General features: G+C 70.0%; 24 protein-coding genes. 11 read left to right on the top strand and 13 right to left on the bottom strand.

Annotated elements, in window-relative coordinates:
• Positions 1-102 precede the first annotated feature (102 nt).
• Complete coding sequence (locus BMW99_RS42180) at positions 103-660, bottom strand: DNA cytosine methyltransferase (protein WP_407640305.1); 558 nt, start codon at positions 658-660, stop codon at positions 103-105.
• Positions 609-1115 (bottom strand): DNA cytosine methyltransferase, encoded by a 507-nt coding sequence (locus BMW99_RS42175; protein ID WP_245791561.1) that lies wholly within the window; start codon positions 1113-1115, stop codon positions 609-611. Before BMW99_RS42175 ends, BMW99_RS42180 begins: the two co-directional genes overlap by 52 nt.
• Before the next feature lie 153 nt (positions 1116-1268).
• Between BMW99_RS42175 and BMW99_RS40775 the strand changes: the two genes are divergently transcribed.
• A complete protein-coding gene (locus BMW99_RS40775; RefSeq protein ID WP_141726118.1) occupies positions 1269-2075 on the top strand; it encodes a DUF6602 domain-containing protein in 807 nt (268 codons plus the stop codon).
• Positions 2076-2146: 71 nt separating this feature from the next.
• Here BMW99_RS40775 and BMW99_RS20615 read toward each other — a convergent pair whose 3' ends face one another.
• A complete protein-coding gene (locus BMW99_RS20615; protein WP_069463465.1) occupies positions 2147-3256 on the bottom strand; it encodes a hypothetical protein in 1110 nt (369 codons plus the stop codon).
• 551 nt (positions 3257-3807) lie between these two features.
• Between BMW99_RS20615 and BMW99_RS40770 the strand changes: the two genes are divergently transcribed.
• Positions 3808-4086 (top strand): hypothetical protein, encoded by a 279-nt coding sequence (locus BMW99_RS40770; protein ID WP_143080551.1) that lies wholly within the window; start codon positions 3808-3810, stop codon positions 4084-4086.
• On the opposite strand, the gene BMW99_RS20610 is transcribed toward BMW99_RS40770, so the two are convergent.
• Together BMW99_RS20610 and BMW99_RS20605 are read right to left on the bottom strand one after the other, a co-directional pair.
• Complete coding sequence (locus BMW99_RS20610; RefSeq protein WP_456049151.1) at positions 4083-4322, bottom strand: DUF6197 family protein; 240 nt, start codon at positions 4320-4322, stop codon at positions 4083-4085. The two genes, BMW99_RS40770 and BMW99_RS20610, sit on opposite strands and share 4 nt — an antisense overlap.
• 66 nt (positions 4323-4388) lie before the next feature.
• Complete coding sequence (locus tag BMW99_RS20605) at positions 4389-4682, bottom strand: acetate uptake transporter (RefSeq protein ID WP_069464974.1); 294 nt, start codon at positions 4680-4682, stop codon at positions 4389-4391.
• A 335-nt stretch (positions 4683-5017) separates the two neighbouring features.
• Here BMW99_RS20605 and BMW99_RS20600 point away from each other — a divergent pair, with 335 nt between their 5' ends.
• Together BMW99_RS20600 and BMW99_RS20595 are read left to right on the top strand one after the other, a co-directional pair.
• Positions 5018-5716, top strand: coding sequence for a type 1 glutamine amidotransferase domain-containing protein (locus BMW99_RS20600; RefSeq protein WP_069464975.1), 699 nt, complete (start codon positions 5018-5020; stop codon positions 5714-5716).
• Positions 5717-5798: 82 nt separating this feature from the next.
• Complete coding sequence (locus BMW99_RS20595; protein WP_079138643.1) at positions 5799-5951, top strand: heme-binding protein; 153 nt, start codon at positions 5799-5801, stop codon at positions 5949-5951.
• A 136-nt stretch (positions 5952-6087) separates the two neighbouring features.
• Here BMW99_RS20595 and BMW99_RS20590 read toward each other — a convergent pair whose 3' ends face one another.
• Together BMW99_RS20590 and BMW99_RS20585 are read right to left on the bottom strand one after the other, a co-directional pair.
• Entirely contained in the window at positions 6088-6693 is a 606-nt protein-coding gene (locus BMW99_RS20590; RefSeq protein ID WP_069464976.1) for a class F sortase, read from the bottom strand.
• A gap of 111 nt (positions 6694-6804) precedes the next feature.
• Complete coding sequence (locus tag BMW99_RS20585; RefSeq protein ID WP_141726243.1) at positions 6805-7707, bottom strand: hypothetical protein; 903 nt, start codon at positions 7705-7707, stop codon at positions 6805-6807.
• 644 nt (positions 7708-8351) lie between these two features.
• Here BMW99_RS20585 and BMW99_RS20580 point away from each other — a divergent pair.
• The 5 genes from BMW99_RS20580 (at position 8352) to BMW99_RS20560 (ending at position 11769) form a co-directional block, all read left to right on the top strand.
• A complete protein-coding gene (locus tag BMW99_RS20580) occupies positions 8352-8750 on the top strand; it encodes a hypothetical protein (RefSeq protein ID WP_069464978.1) in 399 nt (132 codons plus the stop codon).
• A gap of 148 nt (positions 8751-8898) precedes the next feature.
• Complete coding sequence (locus BMW99_RS20575) at positions 8899-9099, top strand: hypothetical protein (RefSeq protein ID WP_069464979.1); 201 nt, start codon at positions 8899-8901, stop codon at positions 9097-9099.
• A gap of 81 nt (positions 9100-9180) precedes the next feature.
• Positions 9181-9846 (top strand): hypothetical protein, encoded by a 666-nt coding sequence (locus BMW99_RS20570; protein ID WP_069464984.1) that lies wholly within the window; start codon positions 9181-9183, stop codon positions 9844-9846.
• A gap of 199 nt (positions 9847-10045) precedes the next feature.
• Positions 10046-11236, top strand: coding sequence for a serpin family protein (locus BMW99_RS20565; RefSeq protein ID WP_069464980.1), 1191 nt, complete (start codon positions 10046-10048; stop codon positions 11234-11236).
• A complete protein-coding gene (locus tag BMW99_RS20560; protein WP_069464981.1) occupies positions 11236-11769 on the top strand; it encodes a 2'-5' RNA ligase family protein in 534 nt (177 codons plus the stop codon). Before BMW99_RS20565 ends, BMW99_RS20560 begins: the two co-directional genes overlap by 1 nt.
• Positions 11770-11840: 71 nt before the next feature.
• Here the strand turns inward: BMW99_RS20560 and hemC are convergent, their stop codons facing one another.
• The 4 genes from hemC to BMW99_RS20540 form a co-directional block, all read right to left on the bottom strand.
• Positions 11841-12776 (bottom strand): hydroxymethylbilane synthase, encoded by a 936-nt coding sequence (hemC, locus tag BMW99_RS20555; protein WP_069464985.1) that lies wholly within the window; start codon positions 12774-12776, stop codon positions 11841-11843.
• A gap of 242 nt (positions 12777-13018) precedes the next feature.
• Positions 13019-13840 (bottom strand): phosphotransferase, encoded by an 822-nt coding sequence (locus BMW99_RS20550; protein WP_069464982.1) that lies wholly within the window; start codon positions 13838-13840, stop codon positions 13019-13021.
• Positions 13841-13895: 55 nt separating this feature from the next.
• Positions 13896-14810 (bottom strand): acyl-CoA thioester hydrolase/BAAT C-terminal domain-containing protein, encoded by a 915-nt coding sequence (locus tag BMW99_RS20545; RefSeq protein WP_245791559.1) that lies wholly within the window; start codon positions 14808-14810, stop codon positions 13896-13898.
• A 47-nt stretch (positions 14811-14857) separates the two neighbouring features.
• Positions 14858-15343: a hypothetical protein gene (locus tag BMW99_RS20540; RefSeq protein WP_075017301.1), complete on the bottom strand. Its 486-nt coding sequence runs from the start codon at positions 15341-15343 to the stop codon at positions 14858-14860.
• Positions 15344-15615: 272 nt separating this feature from the next.
• On the opposite strand from BMW99_RS20540, the gene BMW99_RS20535 reads away from it, so the two are divergent.
• Together BMW99_RS20535 and BMW99_RS20530 are read left to right on the top strand one after the other, a co-directional pair.
• Complete coding sequence (locus BMW99_RS20535; RefSeq protein ID WP_143080550.1) at positions 15616-16170, top strand: hypothetical protein; 555 nt, start codon at positions 15616-15618, stop codon at positions 16168-16170.
• A 276-nt stretch (positions 16171-16446) separates the two neighbouring features.
• Positions 16447-17583: an FUSC family protein gene (locus BMW99_RS20530; RefSeq protein ID WP_075017299.1), complete on the top strand. Its 1137-nt coding sequence runs from the start codon at positions 16447-16449 to the stop codon at positions 17581-17583.
• A 195-nt stretch (positions 17584-17778) separates the two neighbouring features.
• Here BMW99_RS20530 and BMW99_RS20525 read toward each other — a convergent pair whose 3' ends face one another.
• Together BMW99_RS20525 and BMW99_RS20520 are read right to left on the bottom strand one after the other, a co-directional pair.
• On the bottom strand, positions 17779-18117 hold the full coding sequence (locus BMW99_RS20525) for a putative quinol monooxygenase (RefSeq protein WP_075017298.1): 339 nt from the start codon (positions 18115-18117) through the stop codon (positions 17779-17781).
• Positions 18118-18357: 240 nt separating this feature from the next.
• A complete protein-coding gene (locus BMW99_RS20520; protein WP_245791558.1) occupies positions 18358-18993 on the bottom strand; it encodes a hypothetical protein in 636 nt (211 codons plus the stop codon).
• Positions 18994-19088 lie beyond the last annotated feature (95 nt).

Here is a 19088-nt window from a genome sequence, read left to right as displayed (position 1 = left end):
CGGAGCGAAGAGGTCGTGAGAACAGATTCCGCCAGCCGACTGCTGGGTCACAGTTCAGGAGCTGATCACCATAGTGAGGCATTCTCTTCACTGCCCAAAGGGTCACTCCACAGCCCCAGCACGGTCGGAGGCGGATTCTTGGTCGAGAGCGAGCGCGGCCGTGAGCACGTGTTCGGCCAAGCATGGCGGCGTGGCGTTAGCGATTTGCTGGAAAATTCCTTTCCCTGACCATGGATAGCTGCTCGGAAACCCTTGCAGACAGCCTGCCTCAGCGACCCCTAGCCTGTCCAAGTCGATCCCTTCTGCGGTCACGATGCTGCTGCGGTGGATCTTCCCTGTGACCGTGGGAGCCGGCTGGTCGGAGGTGCGCCGACTGCGAGCCGTTGGATCTCCAATAGAGCCGTAGTGGGAAACTAGGACGAACGGCCGATCGCGTTTCAACGCCTCACCCATGGTCACCCATTGGGGAAGCGTTAGGTCGTTCGCAGCGCCTGACACATCCTTGCGATACCGCTGGTGCGTCGGCCGCGGGAGTGCCGCCGCTCCACTACGGCGGGCGATGAGCACGGCACGACGGCACGTCTGTGGGACACCGAACTCCTCGGCATTCAACACTCCGTGCACGACCGAGTAACCCTCAGCGAGGAGCACTTCCCCCACTTCTTCCCAGACTGGCAATGCGGTTGCCACCTGGTCCAGCACGACGGATTCATAAGGGCGTCCCGCATCCACGGCAGCAAGGGCCCACCGCAGTGGTTCCAATACCAGGCCCGTACGCTCGTCGTCCATCTCGGCCAAGCATGCCGAGATACCTCCCGATGCGCCACACGTCGCGCAAATTGCTGCACACCCACTATAGGGCGCTTCCCCACCCCCTGGCCGGCGACGGAGAAAGGCTGGAACGGCGGTCCACCCACCAGGACATTCGCATGCGGAAAGTCGGCCGGGGAGAAAGTACGGACATCTCCTTCCACGGTTGCCAACCCTGCGGCCCGGCGAATGGCGCAAGCATCGTGATCCCACTCGATACCAACCGCCGGAACACCCAAGCTACGCGCGGCTAGATCCAGACCGCCGACTCCGGCGAATAGGTCTATCAGCCCGTACTCGCCCATAGCTCTCCTTTCGAACAATCAGGCATACCAGGATCGGTAGCCGATTCAAATCACCGTCACACCCTTCGTATCACCCAGGAACTATGCGCTCCCCGCCTCTACTGGCAGACCGAACCCAGAGCCGACCTGGCGAGCACAACGTATGATCAAGGGATGACTTCAGAAAAATTGGGAAAGATCCTTAGCTCTGTCGCGAAAAGGATGCGCGCCGACTTCGAGCAGTCACAGAACTTCAATCATAACGGCGAGGCCGGAACGTCACGCGAGGTACTCATCCAGCAGTTTCTTAGTGGGTACCTACCGACTCACGTCGAAGCTGTACACAACGTAGAGGTCATCGCAACGAATGGTGACGTATCGCCCCAGTCGGATATTGTCCTTATTGACCGTGGCACACCACCCTTTACTACCCTTCAGGGTTTCCGCATCATTCCGAACGAATGCGTGTACGGCGTGGTCGAGGTTAAGACCAAACTCGACGGGGTACAGCTGCTGGACGCCTGCGGCAAGATCAGCCGGATGCGCAGGATGCCCAAGACGGCATACCGTCCTATTTCTGGCATTATCGTCCGATCCACCAAGGCGTACGGCGAGACGCATGACTTCTTTCCAACATCGGGCATGATTGTGGCGTTTGACAGCCTCAAGTTGGAGACCATCGGGTCTCATCTTGTGGACTGGTGCCGGACCCGGAACCCCATTGAATGGCCGGATAGCGTGTGGGTCGCCGGCAAGGGGCATCTGCAATGGGGAGACCCTCGCACGGGTTCACTCTTCAGGTCTCCGGTGGCGGGCGCTTCGCTATTCCAGATCGATGCCGAACCCGAGCAAGACATCCTGCTCGCGCTGGCGCTTCATCTCAACATCCACTTCTCTGATGCCTGGATGAATCCGCTCGACCTAATCCCCTATGCCGGAGCGGCACCGTTGGGACACATCTCCAACCGTTGGGCGATTTAGAAGAATAAACGCAAAATACCCCTCTACCGCTAGAAGCGGGGCGACGGAGAACTGAATTGCACTCGTGCCACCTAGGGAACGATCGATCCAACAAAATGGCCATCGTCGGATCGATACACCACCTCGACGTCGTAGCGATCGAGCAATGTGAACATGTCGGGCGTGGGCGCTGACGGCAGCAGAATTACGCGCTTCGGTTCGCCCTCATGTTCAGGCGCCTTGATGTAGCGGCTGTAGTCCAGGATCTGCCCTAGAGCCATCCGGATGTCCTCTCGGGAGTTCGATCCCTTTGCCTCGTAAAGCACGTGATCTGTTGCATCGTATAGGTCGGTACGAAGCGTTGAGGTAAGGCCCTTGACTCTGATCTGGTACGCACCGGTCTTGTGGCCAGCAGACTCCAAGTGAGCTTTGTAGGTCTGCGTCAATTCGGCCTCATGTCGGACGGCTACCGTCGCGGCCGTGGCGGCACGGATGCTCAGCTTGGCGCCGAACGCCTCAGGCACGACGAAAGTACCGCTGGTCTCCGCGTTAGGGGCAGGCTTTCGTGCGGTGCCCCCCTTGCGGACGCGCTGCTTGGGAAACGGCAGAGCACCGGTGGTTGCCGGTTCGGACTGGAACATCGCCGAGGTAACAGCTTGGTAGGGGACGAACTCGGCCGTGGTCTCTTCAGCGGGAGGGATCACGTCTTGCACTGCATGCTGAACAGTGCCTTCGGGACGCAGCCGGAACACGATGACACTGCGGTCCTGACCATCTTCGCCATGGACTCGGCGCCAGACGTACGGCTGCATGCCGTCCAGCGTGAACATCCCCAGGTATCGGTGCGTCTTTGTATCGCTCCCAGGCACCTTGCCCACGCGAGTGAACACGCGAAGCACGCGGCCCTGCTCTGCATGTCGCAGGATCGCGCGGTTACCTGAGCCGGCGAATCCGCCAAAGGTCTGGTCACCAGACTTGCCTGCACCGGTGTACTCGAAGACCGACCCCTGCTCGTCTTGCTCAGCCAACCAGCCGTCGTAGTAGCCCGCTTGCTCGCCCACGTCCGGGTCCGAGTACAAGTTGACGCTGTGCTTGTGGTCAGAGGGACAGATCCCTCCCTGAGGGCTTCCGCCGAACGCTGCACGGATCTCAGTGCGCGTACGTACGTCACCGGGGTTGATCACATCGACGCTAGCGGTCATGAGTGGACCCTAGATCACCGCGCTGACACCCCAAGCAGCTTTGTGTCGAACGACGATTGGGCCCGCCGCATGTCAAGTCCATCCACGGCCCCACGTCGATCGCCGTCGAGGGCCCCACCCGGACGCGGCCTACGTGTGGACAGATTCGCCGTGACCAGACACACCCGACCCTCTGACCTGGTGAGATAGGTGAGACGCGCGGGGCCTCCGGAGCCGTGTGCGCAGGTTCGAATCCTGCCGGGGGCACTTCGCGACAAGCAGGGTGATCAGTCCCCTGACCAGCGTAAGTGCCACGCATGAAGGGCCGCACTCAGTCCCGCTGAGTCCGGCCCTTCATCGTTGTTGTGCACGGGTCCCGAGTGAGTAGCGAGTGAGCCGGCGGGAAGCGAACTCTAAGGCCGCGGCCAGCAGCGGGGCGGGGTTGGTATGGGGCATCCTGGGGTTGTCCTGTCGGTCTTCGGACGGGCGGGGAGAGCCGTGGTGGTGGGCGGACCTGGCCGGGAGTCCCGCCGCCGCGGCGATATCAGGGGTGGGGCGGACAGGGGGAAGTCATGGTGCGACGCGACAACGTGGTGCAGAGCGCGTTTCTGACGGTGGCTATCGGCGGGATTGATCTGTACCGAAATGGCCCTAGCTGGGGCGCTGTCGTTGCGATTGCCTTCGTGTTTGTCATCGCGCTGGCCCTGGCCACCCTGCGAAGCCTGTGCTTTGGGGGCCGTCGCGCGCTTCGGGGTGGCTGGTCCGAGCGCCGTCGCGCGCGCAGTCTGCGCTCAGACTTCCCGGCGGATTCCGGCAGCGATGACCCGTCGAGCTGGAAGGCAGATCGCTAGTCGCAGGCAGCCAGGCTCCCCACGGCCCGCGCCACGGCGAGCGCCTGTTCACCGCTGACGTGGGACTGTTCGTTCCAGCGGGGGTAGGGCTGCGTGATGCCGCGAGCCTGGAGCACGGTGTTGATGTGCTGGCCGGCAGCGGCGGCGGTATGTTCGATGCCGTAGCCGAGGTGGAACAAGGCCCGTTGTGCGCCGAGGATGCAGCGGCATCGAGACCGAGGCCTAGAGACGCGCAGTCTCGCCCTTCACGCGTTGTTCCGAGTCCAGCTCTCAGCGAGTGCGGAGGGATCGATCGATGCCGCTCAGATCGCGTTCAGCGTGACATCAGCCGTGCATAGGGGCTCCGACGTGGCAGAGCTAAGCGGGCGTAGGCGGCGTACGACATCCAGAACGAATGTCGCGCCTTGCTTCAGCTCGAAGATCCCGGCCACCAGTTGAACGACGCCACCGAGCAGGAACGCGGTGGGGATGAGCGCGGCGATCAGCGCGGGCCGGATCCCGGCGTTGAACAGGCTGAGCATCAGGGTCGTGCAGCCAAACGCCGCCAATCCGAGCGGAGCAGGGTCGGCGACGACGCGGGCTGGGGACTCCGGCATGGCGGCTCCCCTGTTGGCGACTCCCGCAGAATGGCACCGGAACCCGTCGGAGGGCCCCCTCCTCCTCGCGTGGCGCGTGGCTCCCGACCGTTTGATGTACAGACGCACAGGCGGGAGTGACCAAGCGTGCGGGACCCGCCACGCGGTGTCCGGCCGCATCCTGGCCCTTGGATTGCCAGGCCGCCGGACCCGGCTCTCAATTCCTGCCGGCTGAGTCCCTTGGGGCCCACCGGCCGGTCCGTCCGCTCGGTGCCCGCATGCGAGGCATGACGCGTGTGCCTAGGCTTGAAGAGGTTGGGCCCCTGGTCGGGAAATCAGCCGGGAGGCTAAGCGCAATGGCGAAAGTACTCTTCATCGTGAGCGGGGCGACGTACTGGGTTCTCAAGGACGGCACCCGGTACGCGACAGGCTATTGGGCCGAAGAATTCGCGATGCCGTACAAGAAACTCACGGAGGCCGGGCACCAGGTCACGGTAGGCACGCCGGGCGGCGTGACACCGAACGTGGACATGATGAGCCTGCGGCCGTCCATGGCCGGCGGCGAGGACGGGGCCCTGGAGCTGGAGGAGATCATCCGCTCCGCCGAGGTGATGCGGCGTCCCCTGAAACTGTCGGACGTCCGTCTCGAGGACTACGACGCGGTGTACCTTCCCGGCGGCCACGGGCCGATGGCCGACCTCGCGTTCGATGCCGACGTCGGCCGGCTGCTGACGCAGCAGCTCGCCTCGGGCAAGCCGCTGGCGATCGTGTGCCACGGCCCGGCGTCGATCCTCGCCACAAGGATTCACGGCGAATCGCCCTTCAAGGGCTACGAGGTGTCCTGCTTCACCAACGAGGAAGAGGAAGGGGTGGGTCTTGCTTCCAGGGCTACCTGGCTGCTGGAGACCGACATCAAGGAGAAGGTCGGCGTGAACTTCAGCCGCGGCCCCATCTGGGAGCCCTACAGGGTCGAGGACCGGAACCTCATCACGGGCCAGAACCCGCACTCCGCAGCCATCCTCGCGGACCGCTTGCTCGAGGTGCTGCCCGGCTGAGCGAGGGGCAGGCCACCTCAACCCGGGGGACGTTGGCTCAGGCTGGGCGTCTGGGGTTGCGAGGCGCCAGCCCGGCGGCGAGTTGTACAACGTCGAGGTCGCCAAGGGCCGGCTGGTGACGTTCGGGGGCGGTCTGCCCATCGTGACAACCGACGGCCGCGTGATCGGTGCCGTCGGAGTCTCCGGGGGCAAGGTCTCGGAGGACGTCACCGTCGCCGAGGCTTGCCTGACCTGACCTGACCTGACCTGACCTCACCTCACCTCACCTGACCTGGCTGGGCTGGAGAACCGGCTCCCTGGCCCGCTTGCCCGCGCATGGGCTACGAGGAGGCGGAATCGAGACGACCCGCAACCCGCCCTTCGGCCGCGGCCTATGGGGTGAGGGTGGCGTAGACGATGATGTTGTCGGGGTGGTGGCCGCCGGTGAGGGTGCCGCCGCAGGTGATGAGGCGGAGTTGCGGAGTGCTGGTGTTGCCGTAGACCCGCTGGGTGGGGAAGCCGGATTTGCTGACCTGTTGCAGGCTGGTGACGGAGAAGACCGCGCGGGTGCCGTCGGCCCGCAGGACGGTGATGCGGTCGCCGGGCTTGATGCGGGTGACGTTGCGCATGACGGCGGGGCCGTTCACGGTGTCCAAGTGGCCGACGAGGACGGCCGGGCCGTTCTGGCCGGGCGTGACGCCTCCGGTGTACCAGCCGATGCGGTCGGCCTGCTCCACGGACGGGACTTGGAGGGTGCCGTCGGTGTTGAGCCCGAGGCGCAGCAGGGGCCCGGTGTCGACGCCGGCCGCGGGGATGGTGACGCGGACGGGCTCGGAGGCCGGCATCGCCGCGCCGCTCCCCTGCCCCGGGCGGGGCGTGTGGGTCGCGGCCGGAGGAAGGTTCGCCGGTGCGGTGGTCCGCGGGTGGCTGCTGCCGCAGGCCGTGACGAGGGCCGCCAGGGGCAGGGCGAGCAGCAGCGAGGTCAGGCGGTGTCGCATGCGCGACGTGGCGGGAGTGTGCACGGTGGGCTCCTGGTAATGCCGGACCGGGCGGCCCGCTGGATGTGCGCGGGCCGCCCGGCGGCGGTGATGGCCTGGCTCCGGTCGCGGTCAGCGGGTGGTGGTGGCCCGGCGGCGGCGCACCGCGACGAAGGCGATGCCGGCGGCGCCGAGGGCCGCGGCAGAGCCGCCCACGGCCAGGAGCGTCTGGTGCCCGGCGTTGTCCCGAGCCTGGTAGCCGGCGGCGACGGAGCCCTTGGGCACGACGTTGGTCTGCTGCGTCGCGGTCGGAGCGGCGGCGGTGGGTGTGCCGGTGCCCGAAGTGCCCTCGGTGGTGGTGTAGTCGAAGTGGCAGCCCTGCGGCAGACGCGGGAAGTCGGTGATCATCGCCTTGTGGCCGCCGCCTTCCATGTTCGTCAGCAACTGCGGCCGGGTGCTGTCGGGACGCAGGATCTCGGCCGTGAAGTGCCCGGCCGGCAGCTTGGGGTGGTGGCGGTCCAGCGAAAGGCCCGGGATCACGCCCGTCTCGCCGGCCACCTGGAACAGCACGGACGGGCCGGTCGGGCTGATGGTCATCAGGGCCGCGGTGCCCGCACCGATGCTCTGGCGGTGCGTCACCGTGCACCGCGTGTCGGTGACCGGCCCCTGCCCGGAACCGCCCTTGTCCGCCGCCGACGTCACCCGGCCGTCGCCGTACAGCGTCACCGACACGTCGTCGAACACCCTGGTCTGCGACGACGCGTGACCCGACCCGGCGGTCAGCGACCCCAGCAGCTTTCCGCTCTTGGTGATGTCCGCGCCGTAGTACGGGGCGGTCGTGCCGAACCGGTACACCTTGGCGGTCAGACCGCCCTTGAGCGCGTCGGTGTGCACCAGCACCCCGGCCGGCGTCACCGGCCCCTGCCCCGAACCGCCCTTGTCGGAGACCGACGGTGTCGGCGTGGCGCCCTGGTCGGCATACGCCGCGGCCGCCGGCACTCCCAACGCACCCGCCAGTGCGACGGAACCCACCATCACGCGGAGAGCGGCACGGCGACGGCACATGGCGGGAGCAGAAACGACAACGGACATGGAAATCCCCCCTGGGAACAGGGCCGCCCGAGAGCGGCCGGAAAGAATGCTCGATCAGCCGCCGTCCCGCCCACCCCCTGTGATCGGGAACCTCGAGCGGCTGTGCCTCAAACCTAGGGGCCGGGTACGGCCGGAACCATCCGTTCCCCGTCACCCTTTCGTCACCGTCACCGTCACCGCCACCGTCGCAGTCACCGCCACCGTGGAGTCACCGCCACCGCTGGAGTCATCCGCCGTCGTCGGTGCGGCGGTTGACGTGCTGCACGAGCAGGAAGCAGACGGCTTACCCGAGGCGCCCTCGCGGGTGTGGCCCGCCGAACAGCACACAGGCCGGGCGAGGCTGCTCGGCGCTCAGAACCGGGCAGGTGAACGGGCGCCCGCCCGCGGCGCGATCGGGTGTGATTCCATCGTCACCTCCAGACCCGGTCAGGAAGGCAACGCCCGCCCGGATGTGGCCCGTTGGCCCCAGCGGACGGCGTCACACAAGCACCAACCAATACGCCTGGCAGCACGCACTCGGTGCACCCACGTACGCCGCACGCCAGACGTTCCTTCACGACCCACCAACAGAACAGGAACCACCACGCATGAACGCACGACGAGCCGCCCGAGCCTTCACGGTGGCCGGGGCGGTCGCCGCCCTCGCGATCGGCGTCACCCAGTCGGCCAGCGCGTCGGCCGACGGTCCCACCCTTTGCAACCCGACTGGCGGGGCCTGCGTGTGGTTCACCAACAACGGTGACGTGATCCATATCAGCGACCAGTCGTGCGACGGGCACGCCGCGGTCGCCAAGGTCTACGCACCGGAGTCCGGCATCGCGGACAACATCTGGAACAACCTGGGCTGCGACACCATCGTGAGCTACTCCTACGGGACGAACATGGCGGAGAACATCACCGTGAACTACATGCCGTGCCTGGGGCAGCACACAGCGGGGGACCCCATCACCGACTGTGCTCCCGGCTGGGTGCACGGCACTTCCTGAACCTCACGACGTGCCGTACTGGGACCGGCCCGCCGTCGGCGAGACCGGTCCCGTACCGCGTTCTCCGGCCGCGGGCGGGTGGCCGGGCGGCCTGACCCCCGGGTGCACCGTCCAGCGGCGCCGCCGGCGGCCGGGGAAAAGCCGCCACGTGCGCGCACACCGCTACGACACTCGGCCGCACTGGGACAAGCAGACCGCCGACGGCACACCCCGGGACGCCGATCCGGCCGCGTTCCTGGACTTCGCCGCCGGCCCGGTGGACCACGTGCGCGGCGAGCCGCAGGCCTACGCGAAGGTGCTGGACAGCACCGAACTCGCCGTCCTGGGCACGACCGATCGCCCGTTCTGAAGCCCCGTCACCCCGCGCCCGCGAACCTCGCGCGCTTTCCCAGGTGGCGTCGCGTGTCCGGGGCTGCGGTTGGATGGGACGGTGACCGTTCATGATGTTGCTCGGGTGCTGCCCGAGATAGAGGTGCTTCGTGAGCACTGCCGTTCCCTGGCCGTCCTGGAGGCGGTCCTGAGCCCTGACTGGGAGAGCCGTTACTGCTCGTTCGACGACCACTGGTCCGAGGAGGAGTCGATGGCCTCGATGCGGGACGGGTCAGGCAACGAGTACGCGATCGTGTTCTCCGCCGCCGGCGCGTACGTCCGTGGTTTCGACCACGAATCGCCCATGAGCCCCTATGCGGGGGACGGCCCGTGGCCCGGGGTGCTCGACGAGGTTCCGGAGGTCTTCCGGCCGTGCGTCGAGGAGCCGGCGTTCGGGGACGAGGACGGGATGCCCGTCGTCACGGCGTGCCTCTGGCGACAGGCGGACGGGGAGAGTTGGAGCGCGGGGACGATCGACTTTCCCGAACGAGGCAACGGAGACCCGGACGGAAGCCGGTACCTGTTCGCTCTGCTGGTGGATCGCTCACCGGAAGCGTTTCAGGAGTGGGCCGAGGACTACTACGAGGTCCCGGTCGATCTGGCGGCCGTTCGCCACGTGTTCGCCTCACGGCCCCTGACCGAAGAAGTGGTCCGTGCCCTGAATCCGGAGATCGCTCTCGCGGATCTGGCCGAGGACATCGCGGGAATCGGCTACTCGGCACGTTGAGACGGAACTGCCCGGGGCCCCGGACGGGGACGAGTCCGGGGCCGGCGCCCGGTCGGCCGCGCACTCAAAGGCCCCGCCGGGCCCAACCCGCCCTCGCAGCAACGGCGTTCGCCCAGAAGTCGTGACGTGGAATTCGCTCGCCAGGCGACTCTCCCCCGCTCTACCTTCGCGGGGAACCGGGAGCGACGAAGGGGCACGCATGGGGAGTCGGGCGACGGTCGAGGCCGTCAACGGGCTGACGGCGCGGTGGGTCGCCGACCTGCCGCCGGCCGGCACCGTGCTGGCCGCGGTGGGGGTGTGGCCGTTGCTCGGGCTCCTGGCCGACGGTGCCGCGGGGCCCGCCCGGCGGGAGCTCTCGGCCGCACTCGGCATCCCGGCGGACGACGCCGCGGCGGCGGCACGGGACGTGCTGTCCGTTCTCGGGGCGATGCCCGGCCTGAGTGCGGCGCTGGGCCTGTGGACCCGCGGCACCCTGCCCGTCGAAGCGGCCTGGCTGGACCGCCTGCCCGCCGACGTGCACCGCCGGCTCACCGGCGACCCGGTCGCCGACCGGTCGCGGCTCGACGCGTGGGCGTCCGCGTGCACGGACGGGCGGATCGACGCGATGCCGGTCGCCGTGGACGACGAGACGCTGCTGGTGCTGGCGAGCGCCCTGACCCTCCGCACGGACTGGATCCGGCCCTTCCGCCCAGGCGTGATGGAGGCCGGTGCGGGCCCCTGGCAGGACAGGAACCTGGCCGGCCTGCACCGGAGCACGAGTCTGCTGAACCGGGTCGGCGTCGCGGACACGACAGCCGGTCCCCTCACCGAACTTCAGGTCGTCGGGACCCACGGCACGGACGTCCACCTCTACCTCGGGCCGCCTGAGGCCACCGCGGGCCAGGTGCTGGCCGCCGCCGTCGCCACGCTCCACGACCGCCGAGCCGTCGTCCCCGGCGATCGCCTCCCTGACGGCGACCCGGGCCCCGGGCTGTCCGTGAGCCGCGTCCCCAGCGTCGACGGGGAGCCGACGCTCCATGTGTCCACCGTGCCGTTCACCGTCAAGGCCCACCACGACCTGCTGAAGCGCGCCGACCTGTTCGGCCTGCGGGCGGCGACGGACGCCTCGCACGGTCACTTCCCCGGCATCAGCGCCGAGCCCGTGGCCGTCCAGCAAGCCGCGCAGGCGATGACGGCGACCTTCGGGGCGCGCGGCTACCGCTCCGCGGCCGTCACTGCCTTGTCCGGCATGGCGGCCGGCATCCCGCGTCACCCCTTCCGGGCCCGCGAGATCGATGTCCGCTTCGACCGTCCGTTCGGGTTCCTCGCCCTGCACCGCACGTCCCGACTCGTCCTCAACGCGGGCTGGGTCACCGACCCCGACGCCTTCGAAGAGGACTTCTACGACTGATGAGCGATGAGGGGTTCGAGGCGGGGCGGTCGGGGCTGGTCGTGACGGCCCCGGGGGCGGAACCGGTCGTGCGGGCGTGGCGTGAGCGGCTGGATCCGTCGGCTCGGGCGGGTGTGCCGGCGCACGTCACCGTGCTCTTTCCGTTCCTCCCCGCGAGCCGGCTCGACGCGGAGGCCATGGCCGGGATCGGCGAAGTCCTGTGCCGGGAGCGGGCGTTCGACGTCAGGTTCGAGCGGTGCGGGCGGTTCCCCGGGGTGCTGTACCTCGTGCCCGAGCCCGACGGCCCCTTCCGGCGCCTCACCGAGGCGGTCGTCGAGCGGTGGCCGGAACATCCGCCGTTCGGTGGGCAGTTCGACGATGTCGTGCCCCATCTGACCGTCGCCCAGGGGCAGGACGAGGCGGTCATGGCGGAGGTGGAGGCCGATCTGGCCGCGGGGCTTCCCGTCTCCGCGCGCGTGTCGTCGGTCGACCTGCTGGTCCACGACGGGACGCGGTGGCGGCATCGGGCCTGCTTCCCGCTGAGCGGGGGCTGACGGTCGACGGCCGCTCGTCGCAGCTCCACGGGGAAGCGCTCCACCGGCCGCCGCAGCCTCACTCGGCCGCGCTACGCCCCCGCGTCGCCGCGGATGGCGGTGAGGATGGCGCGGGCGCCCTGGGAGACGAGGTGGTCGGCCAGGGTCGTGCCGAGGCGTTCCGGGGCGTCGGAGGGGCCGGAGACGGAGCCGGACACGCGCTGGGTGCCGTCCAGCGAGGTGACCTGGGCGTGGAGGGTGAGGGAGCCGTCCGGCCGGGTCTCGGCGTAGGCGCCCACGGGCACGCTGCATCCGCCGTGCAGCTCCGCGAGCAGGGCGCGTTCGGCGCGTACCTGGGCGTGGACGGCGTGGTCGCCGACGGTGGAGAGGAGGTCGTGGAGGGGACGGTCGTCCTCGCGGACCTGGATGCCGAGGGCGCCCTGCCCGGGGGACGGCGGGAACGTGTCCAGCGGCAGGAGTTCGGTGATCGCCTCGTCGAGGCCGAGGCGGCGCAGGCCGGCGGCCGCCAGGACCACGGCGTCCAGACCCATGGTCTCGATCTTCTTCAGCCGGGGCGGGACGTTCCCCCGGATCGGCACGACCTCCAGGTCCGGCCGGACGGCGAGGAGTTGGGCCATGCGCCGCGGCGCTCCCGTCCCCACGCGTGCGCCCTTGCGCAGTCCGGCGAGCGTGGACCCGCAGAGGGCGTCCCGTACGTCCTCGCGTCCCGGCGGGGGCAGCAGCGTCAGGCCCGGCGGGTTCGCCGTCGGCAGGTCCTTGAGCGAGTGGATCACGACGTCCACGTCCCCGCGGGCGAGGGCGGCTTCCTGTGCCGAGCTGAACGCGCTTCCGCCGCTCACGGCCGACACGTCCGCCATGCGCGAGGTCCGGTCCTTGTCGCCGCCTTCCAGAATCACGCGGTGGGTGAACGTCACGTCGGGAAATCGCTCCCGAAGGGGCGCGAGATAAGCGCGCACCTGCGTTTTCGCGAGATTGCTCGCCCGCGATCCGACGAGAAAGAGTGGCACGGCGACAGACTCCCGGGAGGAGAGGACCTTCACGTCATCGTACGCCGGGGTTACGGACTGTTTTCCCGACCAATTGTCGGTGCGGATGCCGGTACGGGGAATTCGGGCCGCAAGGACGGGCATTCGACGCCGGGCCGCTGTCGCAATAGGCGTCCGTACCCGGCGCGACGACCCCGGCGCGACGACCCCCGTGGCTCGCGGCGACCGCGACGGCTCGCCACCGGTGCTGGCGGAAGGGCTGCTCAGGCCAGCAGTTCCCGCAGGCGGGCTGCCTGCCGTGCGGCGGTCCCCGGGGGATTCCTCGGCGCCTGGGGGTCGTCGAAGGTGAGGAGGAACAGCCATACGAGGGCGAGCAGACGGCGATAGGTCACCAGCTGGGCGGATTCGTCGGCGGTCAGGTCGAAGTGGCCGAGGAACGACGCGACGTCGAGAGGCTGTTCCTCGACCCAACTGCCCACGTGCTCGGTGATCTCGGCCAGTTCGAAAGCGCGGTCGCTGCGCCCGGAGTCCTCGAAATCGACCATCAGGACGCGCCGGCCGTCCCACAGGAAGTTCGCGGGATTCCCGTCACCCCGACCGAAGACGCCGGGCAGTCGGGGCCCGCGGCAGGCCGCCTCCCCTGAACCGGCCAGCCACTCCATGCCCTGGTCCATGGCCGCCCCGACCACGCGCCCGGCATGCGGCCGGGCCGTCGGGAACCACGCACGGACGTGGCCGATGAGCTCTCCCGGATGTCCGCGCCGCGGCGGGACGCCGGCCAGCACATCCCGCGGCACGGCCTCGGTCGCCCTGGCCATCGCCGCGGCCAGCGCCCCGACCTGGTCGTCACCGAGCGGCAGGCCTCTCAACGGCCGCCCGCTCAAACGGGACATGACCACCACCGGCTCGTCGGCGGTGAGATCCGCACGCACGGGGACGGGAGCCAGCCCGGGGGCGTGGCGCGCGAGCAGCTCCAGCGCACGCCATTCCCGGGTAGCGCCCTCGCAACTCCCCCGGCGGAAGCGCTTGGTCACCGTGGCGGCGTCCAGGACGACGTGGTGGGTGGTCCATTGACCCGAACTCATGGGGCGTGATCCTTCCGCCTCGCGTCAGGCCGCGACCGCAGTGGGGCACGGGTGTTCAGGCGCCGCGAAGGGCGGCGAGGACGGTGGGCCAGGCGGTCGTGCCGAGGGCCGCGTCGGCCTCGGGGCTGCCACCGTGGTCGAAGGTGGTGGACGGCGCCGGGGGGACCTCGTCGGGGAAGAGGACCCGGTGGCCCGCGTCCGGGTGGGAGACGAGTGTGGTGCCGATGCCGTGTGCGGCACGCCGGCCGGCGAGTTCGCGGGCGAAGCGCAGGGAGGGCCACATGCGGTCCGCGCCGCCCGCGACGAGCACCAGGTCGGCGGCGGTCGCCTCCACCGGTATCGCGGCGGCGGCGAGCCGGTCGGCGTGGGTCGCGAGGCTGCGTTCGTACCAGCCGAGGACGGAGACCGGGGCGCCCTCCGGCTCCCGTCGCGTCCAGGTCTCGTCGTAGGGGACGAACGGCAGGGGGCGGCCCTGCCATGTCCAGCAGGAACGGTAGGGGCGGTCGTGGCCGTCCCGGCCCGGGCCGACGTTGGCCCAGACGACCGACGTCGGGGCCAGGGCGATCACGGCGTCGGCGCAGCCCGAGACGGTGGACAGCGACAGCGCCGCCTCGGCGCCCTTGGAGACGCCGAGCAGGCTGACGCGCGCGGCGCCGCGGTCGCGCAGCAGCTCGGTCGCGGCGGCGAAGGTCTCCAGCGGGATCTCGCAGACACCGGCCGGTTGTTCGGGCCCGCCGAACCAGCGGATCGACAGTGCCGTCACGCCCGCGCGGGCGAGGAGCCGGCACCGGTCGCGCTCGATGCGACCGCTCGATCCGGACAGCACGACGACGCCTGCCGCCGGCCGTCCCGCGGCGGAGCCCGTCACCGATTCGCCTCGTTCGAGGGCCCGTTCGGTCGGCCCCGCGAGGAAGCCCTGCCAGGGAGAGGTCAGTTCGTGCTCGGCGATCTCGGTGTTCTCGGCGGCCACGGCACGCTCCCCCAGCTCGGGACCAGTCAACTCCGCTGGTCCCGAACCTATCGCGCCTCGTCCGGGTCCGGGTCGGCCGTCGCGTTCGGCTCGGCGGTCGCGTCGGGGTCGGCGGTCGCGTCCGGGTCGCGCCGCTGCCATGGTGCCGACGCGAGCGCCTCGATGATGTACTTCCAGCCCTTGGTCCGGTGGCCCTGCGTCGGCACGGTGTCGTCGAGCCGGATCCGCGTTCCCACGGGCAGTTCGTCGGGCCCGCCCTGGCCGCCGATCGCGAGCGTGAACCTCGGGTCGGCGGGATCGCTGCGGCTGTGGGCCTTCCCGTCGTCACCTCGCCACGCCTCGATGCCGAACTGGGCCAGCGGGGCGGTCCACGTCCCCCCGTCCGGGAGGCGGAGCAGGAGCCGGTCGCCGGGCAGGGGCACGTCGAGGTCGTTCACGCGGGACGCCAACTCGATGATGCTGACGGTGGGTTCGACCTGGTGGCCGAAGCCGGAGCGGCGCGAGCTTTCGACGGTGAGCAGGTAGTAGGGCATCCGGGCCTCCGGGGCGGGCCGTTGCTCCGCTGGATCAGTGGCAAGGGCTCAACGGGCCCCGGGCGGCAAACCTCTGACGATGCATCCTGGCACGCCGGCCGCAGGACCGTCTCGCGGGTGAGGGAGCCGCCGTGGCGTTCCCGGGCGCCTGCACGTGTTCCCTTTCCGTCCGCGGCCGTCTAACGTCTCGCCTGGTCAACGCACAGCGGACGGGGGGGGTCCACCGGCCGTGCCGGCGTCGCCGAACTCCGTGGCCGTGGTGGGAGAACCGGATGTCTGTGGAAAGAGTGAAGCGCTCGGCCGTGGCCGGGTGCTGCGTACTGCTCGTCGGCGGGGTGGTGGGCTGCTCGGGGTCGGGACAGCCGGCCGCGGCGAGGGCCGTGCCCCCGTCCTCGTCCGTGTCCGCATCCCCGTTCGGGTCCCCGCCCCCGTCCCCCTCCCCGTCCGCGAGCGGGAAGGTGCCGGCGGTCCGGCCGGCCGGCGCCTACGATCCCGGGCACGCGCCGAGCCTGCCCCTGAGCTCGCAGAAGATCCTGTTCCGCACCGCGGGCGGGCGGGGGTCCGTGCGGTTGACGACGCTCCCCCGCATCCCCAAGGGCACGGTGGACGTGGTGGCTCTCTGCAGCGGACCGGGCAGCGTCCTGGTGCACCTCGGCGACATCGCGTCGTCCGAGGTGGCCTGCGGTTCCGGCCCGGGCGTCTCCAACGAGATCGCGCTCGGCAGCGCGAAGACGTCGGTCGCGGTCTCGGTGACGGGTGGCCTGGACAACCAGTGGGCCCTGACCGTCGGGTGGACGCGGGTCATCGACGCCCCGGCCGCCGGCTGACGGTTCCGCACCGCACTCCCGTGCGCCCCGCCCGTCCCTCCGGCCGGTGCGCGCACGGCGCGCGGCGCGGACGGATCACCGACGGCCGCCCGGCCCACGGGCCCACGGGGTCCTTCGGGGGGACCACCAGGAGGGTGACGCGGCGCAGCGCCGTACGGCTGACGGACCGGCCGTCTTCCCCCGGCCCCCTGCGGGTCGCTTCGCGGCCGTCCCGGTCCGGTCGCAGAATGCGGGCAGGTGCGGCACGGCGCGCCACCCGACCCAGCGAGGACCGTCATGGCCAGTGTGAGCGGACAGGAGCAGGGTCCCGCTCACGCGGGGAAGGTCAGGGGCTGGCTGTCCCAGGTGTTCGCGTTGAAGCGCGGGGAGCTGAACTGGGCGCGGGGCGTGGCCGTCCTGGACGTGCTGCTGGTGCCGATGATCGTCTTCTGGGCGATCGGCTACGAGCAGTACCTGCTCAGCGCGGTGTTCGGCGTGGTGCTGACGGGTCTGTCCGACCCGGGGGGCGGGTTCGGCGACCGGGCCGTGCGGTTGTCCGTGTTCGGACTGCTCGGGGCAGGGCTGACCGCCCTGGCCTTCGGGATCGGCGGGGAAGCGTGGGGCTGGCTGGTGCTGGCGACCTTCCTCGTCACGGTGGTGTGCGGCCTGGCCGTCACGTTCGGCGTCCGCCGATTCGTCACGGCGATGCTGCTGAACGTGTGGTTCATCGTCGCGCTGGGGGTCGCCGTCAGCCTCCATCATCATTCCCGCATCACCGACTACACCTGGGCTCAGGTGGCCTCCTGGGCCGCGGGGTCGGCGCTGTGGATCGTGGTGGAGTTCCTGTGGTGGCTGGTCGGCGGGCGACACGACTCCTCCCAACCGTTGATGGAACTCCCCGGTGACACGTCGCGGCGCCCGCTGACCGCGGCGGTGATCGCGTTCGCCGTCATCCGCGCGCTGGCCCTCGCCGGCGCCGTCGCGCTCGCCTTCGGGCTGGACCTGTCCCACGGCTACTGGCTGCCCATCGCCACGTTGGTCGCGATGAAGCCGAGCCTGGAGCAGGCCACCGTCACGGCCCTGCAGCGGCTGGCGGGGGCGGTGATCGGCGCGGTCGTGGCCGGGCTCCTCCTGCTGATTCCGGCCGCCGAGACCGGCCGCAAGCTGTTCGCGGTGACGCACGGGCTCGAGGTCGTCGCCCTCGTCCTGCTGATGCACGGCGTGGCGGTACGCACCTGCAACTACGCGCTCTACACCGCCGTGATCGCCGCGGCCGCGCTGATCCTGGTGGACCTCCCCCAGCCCTCCGACTACGGCGCCGAGGGCGACCGGGTGCTGTGGACGCTGTGCGGCGTCGCGATCGGCGTCTTCACCATGGTGCTGGCCGGGTTGCTCGCGAAGCGGCACGGGAAGGCACCGGCGCCGGGCGCGTGAGGCGGCCGGCGGCGGGGCGAGGAGCGGGCGGGTGGGCGGGTGGCGGGCGGCTCGTGGAGCGGGCCGCGGACCGGCCAAGGGTGTGGCGAGCGTACCTGAGCTGACGCCGCGTGGTCAGGACCCGGGGGTCGGGACTCGGGGTCAGGACCCGGGGGGTCGGGACCCGGGGTCAGGACCGGGGGTCAGGACCCGGGGTCAGGACCGGGGGTCAGGACCGGGGGTCAGGCCGTGGACGTGGACGGCGCGGCCGTAGAAGCCCTCGGGTTGCCGGGCCAGCAGCGGAGGCAGGCGGCGGCTCACGGCCGCGACCGGCTCGGAGCGGGTGGTGGCGTCGTGCGCGTCCTTGTCGATCCACAGCTGCGTCAGCCAGATCGTGTCCGGGTCGTCGAAGGCCGTGTTGATGCTGTAGGTGAGCAGGCCGCTGTCGTCGCCGCCCGCGAGGAAGCCCTCGCGGAGCACGGTGATCAACTCGTCACGCCGGCCGGGCAGCGCGGTCATCCGCCCGTAGACGCTGAACATGTTCCCCGTGGACACGCGGCCGCCCCTCGCTCGAACCGTCCCCATGAGAGCCTGCGGTGCCCCGTCCGGGGACGCGGTCCCCGCGGCTCTCCTCGCCGGCGGCGAGTCTACCGGCCGGTGGGCGGCCGCGGCTGGTGGCGGACGTTCCCGCGGGGGCGAACGGACGCTCGGGCGTGGGTGGTTGAGAGCGCGGACCCGCGGACCGAACGGGCTTCGCGGAAGTGCGGGTGAGGTGGCCGTCCGTCGCGCCGGTTGTCAGCGGCGCTTCTCCGCCAGGCCGGCTTCCGCAGGCTCCTCGGTGTCGTACCGCCTGGCGCGCCGGCTCCACACCGTGTGGCCGACGAGCGCGGCAGCGGAAAGGATCGCGGCGACCCGCACCACGTTCCAGGTCAGGGAGAACGTCGTCCCCTGCGCGTGAGCCTCGGTACCCAGCCGCTCGGTGCCCTCGAAGAAGGCGATGAGCGGAACGAGCAGACGGAACGGAAGGCCGCCCACTCCGGGCGTGCGCGCGACGTTCCCCACGAGTCCTACCGGCGCACCGAAAAGGAACGCCGCTGTTCCCCACACGAGAATCTGCCCCCCGCTGGAGGCACCGGATCTCAGGCCGTCCGGAACGGAGGTGGCGGAATCCATTCCGATCGGAACGGTGGGGTCCATGTCCTTGAAGAGGTAGTACGTGATCACGCCGACTGCCAGACCCAAGGACGCCAGCACCGCCGATTCGATCCTTGACCGGCGGAGGAAACCCACCACGAACGCGTAACAGGCCCACGGCCAGCCGCTGGAAAGGACGATACTCGCGGCGGTACAGGCGGCGTTGTCCCCTTTCCCGGCGACGGGGCCCGCGAGCCCCAGCAGGAGCCCCGCCCCGAGAGAGCCGGCGACCGGCACGACGCGAGCACCCGTGAAGCGTGCGATGTCACTTCCCCGTTCAGCGAGTGGGCCAGAGCTGGAGATGGCGCCGCTCCGAGTCCGCGCGGGCAAAC

The sequence above is a fragment of the Actinacidiphila rubida genome, from assembly GCF_900110255.1.
Lineage (GTDB): Bacteria > Actinomycetota > Actinomycetes > Streptomycetales > Streptomycetaceae > Actinacidiphila > Actinacidiphila rubida.
This window is presented reverse-complemented; position numbering and strand designations above follow the sequence as displayed.